We start from the raw sequence: 3,061 nt of genomic DNA, 5'->3' as shown, positions 1-3,061 counted from the left end.
CCCCGCCCCCCGTCGGAGCGGGGAGGACCGCGGCGGTCCCCGCACCTCCGACGACGTGGAGCTGCGGATCAAGGGCTACTCCTCCGTCGGCGCGGTCGCCCCCGGTGAGTCCATCGACTTCCGGGTCACCGTCAACCCGCCCCGAAGATTCACCGTCGACGTCTACCGGATCGGCCACTACGACGGCATCGGGGCCCGGCACGTCTCCAGCAGCCCCACCCTCATGGGCACCAGCCAGAGCGCCCCCATGGTCGCCGACCGCACCGTGTGCTGCCACCACTGGTGGCTCTCCTGGCGCCTGCCCGTCCCCACCGACTGGAGCCCCGGCGCCTACGTCGCGGTGCTCACCACCGTCGACGGCGAACACCGCTCCCACGTGCCCTTCACCGTCCGCGACGAGCGCCCCTCCGACCTGCTGCTCCTCCTGCCCGACATCACCTGGCAGGCGTACAACCTCTTTCCCGAGGACGGCCGCACCGGAGCCAGCCTCTACCACGCCTGGGACGCCGACGGCCGTCTCCTGGGCGAGGAGGACGCCGCCGTCACCGTCTGCTTCGACCGGCCCTTCGCCGGCGCCGGCCTCCCCCTGCACGTCGGCCACGCCTACGACGTCATCCGCTGGGCCGAGAGCCAGGGCTACGACCTCTCCTACGCCACCGCCCGCGACCTGCACGCCGGCCGGGTCCGCCCGGAGAACCACCGCGGCCTGATCTTCCCCGGCCACGACGAGTACTGGTCCGTCCCCATGCGCCGTGCCGTCGAGCGCGCCCGCGACACCGGCACATCCCTGGTCTTCCTCTCCGCCAACACCATGTACTGGCAGGTGGAGCTGGGCGCGCTGCCCAACGGCGACCCCGACCGCATGCTGAGCTGCGCCAAGTGGCGCGGCCCCGGCCGCTCCGCGCGCTGGCGCGACCGGGGGGAACCCGAGCAGACCGTGCTCGGCCTCCAGTACCTCGGCCGGGTCCCGCACCCCCGCCCCATGGTGGTCCGCAACGCCCACCACTGGCTGTGGGAGGGCACCGGCCTCGCCGAGGGCGACGAACTGCCCGGCCTCGTCGCCGGTGAGGCCGACGGCTACGCCCCCCGGGTGCCGCTGTCCCCCTACGAGAGCCGGATCCTGCTCGCCCACTCCCCCTACCGCGACGACGCCGGGGTGACCCGCCACCAGGAGACCTCCCTGTACCGGGCGCCGAGCGGGGCCTGGGTCTTCGCCTCCGGCACCTTCGCCTGGTCCCCCGCCCTGGGCCGCCCCGACCACGCCGACGAGCGGATCCGGCGCGCCACCGCCAACCTGCTCGACCGGATCCGCAAGCACGACTGACCGGTGCCGGCCGGCCCCGGGTCGCGGCGTGTCGGCCCCGGACACCCCGGCGGCCGGCCCCGGAGCGGCGGGGAGATCTTCCTCGGGTGACAATGGCGGTTCCGAACCCCACCGACGCGCGTGCGGCCCGTCGGCCGCCTCATCGCCCCTCCCCCCAGGAGAACGCCGTGCCCGGATTCGTGGAAACGCCTCAGCCCGCCCGGGTCCCCGGGCTGGAACACCTGCACACCGGCAAGGTGCGCGACCTCTACCGCAACGAGGCGGGGGAGCTGGTCATGGTCGCGAGCGACCGCATCTCCGCCTACGACTGGGTGCTGCCCACCGAGATCCCGGACAAGGGCCGCATCCTCACCCGACTGACCCAGTGGTGGTTCGACCAGCTCGCCGATCTGGTCCCCAACCACCTGATCTCCACCGAGGTCCCCGCCGGCGCCCCCGCCGACTGGGAGGGTCGCGTGATGGTGTGCCGCCCGCTGGAGATGTTGCCGATCGAGTGCGTGGCCCGCGGCTACCTCACCGGCTCCGGCCTGGTGGAGTACCGCCGCGACCGCACCGTCTGCGGCCTCGCCCTGCCGCCCGGCCTGGAGGACGGCTCCGAGCTGCCGGCCCCCATCTTCACCCCCGCCACCAAGGCGGATGTCGGTGACCACGACGAGAACGTCACCCACGAGGAGGTGGCCCGCCGGGTCGGGGTGGAGACCGCCGCCGAACTGCGCCAGCTCACCCTCGCCGTCTACGGCCGCGGCCGGGACATCGCCCGCGACCGGGGCATCATCCTCGCCGACACCAAGTTCGAGTTCGGTCGGGAGGCGGGGTCCGGCCACGCCGCCGGGACCGACACCGCCGCCGACGGTGCCGCCGACGGGCCGCTGATCCTCGCCGACGAGGTGCTGACCCCCGACTCCTCCCGCTTCTGGCTGAAGTCGGAGTGGGCGCCGGGCCGCCCCCAGCAACCCTTCGACAAGCAGTACCTCCGCGACTGGCTGGCCTCGCCCGCCTCCGGCTGGGACCGCGGCGGCCACACCCCGCCCCCGCCGCTGCCCGAGGAGGTCGTCGCGGGCACCCGCGAGCGGTACGCCGAGGCGTACCGGCTGCTCACCGGCCTCGCCTGGGACTGAGCCGGCCCCCGACGCCGGAGCGCCCGGCCCGCGTCCCCGGCCGGGCGTCCCTCAGGACCGCATGAGGAACGAGCGGATCAACATCAGCAGCGGCAGGGACAGCAGCGCGATCCCGGCGACCTGGTTGCCGAGCAGGAAGAACGCGCCGGCCCCGGTCATGGCCGCCAGGGTGAGCGCCGCCGCGAGGAGCTGGCCGCGCTGGGCGGTTCGTATCTCCGCCTCCGCCTGGCGCTCGGTCACCCGGATGTTGCCGGTGGCCACCGTCTCGGCCATGCGCAGGATGCGCTCGGCGGCACCCGGCAGGACCCGCTCGTACTGCTCCAGCACCCCCGGCGCGGGCAGTGGCCCCGCCCACGCCTGTTCGACGGTCAGCCGGGCGGCCTCCACGCCGACCGCGTCGTTCAGCTCCGCACCGACCGCCCCACGCTGTTCACGCCCTCGCGGATCGCCCGGCCCACCGCACGCCATGCAGCCCGCACCGGCCGGTGGGCCTCCATCCGCTTCCGCGACCTCCGCAGGCCCGGTGACGGATCGAGGTTCAGGGAGGCGAACCCCCTGGTCAGATCGGTGGTCAGATCGGACATCCGATCCGCGACGGTCCGTGGCACCATCCCGGCCC

General features: G+C 74.4%; 4 protein-coding genes. 2 read left to right on the top strand and 2 right to left on the bottom strand.

The window, feature by feature from the left end; genetic code table 11:
- Together FNQ90_RS17790 and FNQ90_RS17785 are read left to right on the top strand one after the other, a co-directional pair.
- On the top strand, nucleotides 1–1,324 hold a 1,324-nt coding region (locus tag FNQ90_RS17790; RefSeq protein WP_182607290.1), incomplete at its 5' end, for a N,N-dimethylformamidase beta subunit family domain-containing protein.
- Between the two features lie 167 nt (nucleotides 1,325–1,491).
- Complete coding sequence (locus FNQ90_RS17785) at nucleotides 1,492–2,442, top strand: phosphoribosylaminoimidazolesuccinocarboxamide synthase (RefSeq protein ID WP_182607289.1); 951 nt, start codon at nucleotides 1,492–1,494, stop codon at nucleotides 2,440–2,442.
- 51 nt (nucleotides 2,443–2,493) lie between these two features.
- On the opposite strand, the gene FNQ90_RS17780 is transcribed toward FNQ90_RS17785, so the two are convergent.
- Both FNQ90_RS17780 and FNQ90_RS17775 read right to left on the bottom strand, forming a co-directional pair.
- Nucleotides 2,494–2,829, bottom strand: coding sequence for a DUF2335 domain-containing protein (locus tag FNQ90_RS17780; protein WP_182607288.1), 336 nt, complete (start codon nucleotides 2,827–2,829; stop codon nucleotides 2,494–2,496).
- A 14-nt stretch (nucleotides 2,830–2,843) separates the two neighbouring features.
- The coding region (locus tag FNQ90_RS17775; RefSeq protein ID WP_228471348.1) for a hypothetical protein at nucleotides 2,844–3,061 on the bottom strand (218 nt) is incomplete at its 5' end.

The sequence above is a fragment of the Streptomyces alkaliphilus genome, assembly GCF_014141535.1.
Lineage (GTDB): Bacteria > Actinomycetota > Actinomycetes > Streptomycetales > Streptomycetaceae > Streptomyces > Streptomyces alkaliphilus.
The sequence above is the reverse complement of the archived record's forward strand: the minus strand, read 5'-3'. Positions and strand labels throughout refer to the sequence as shown.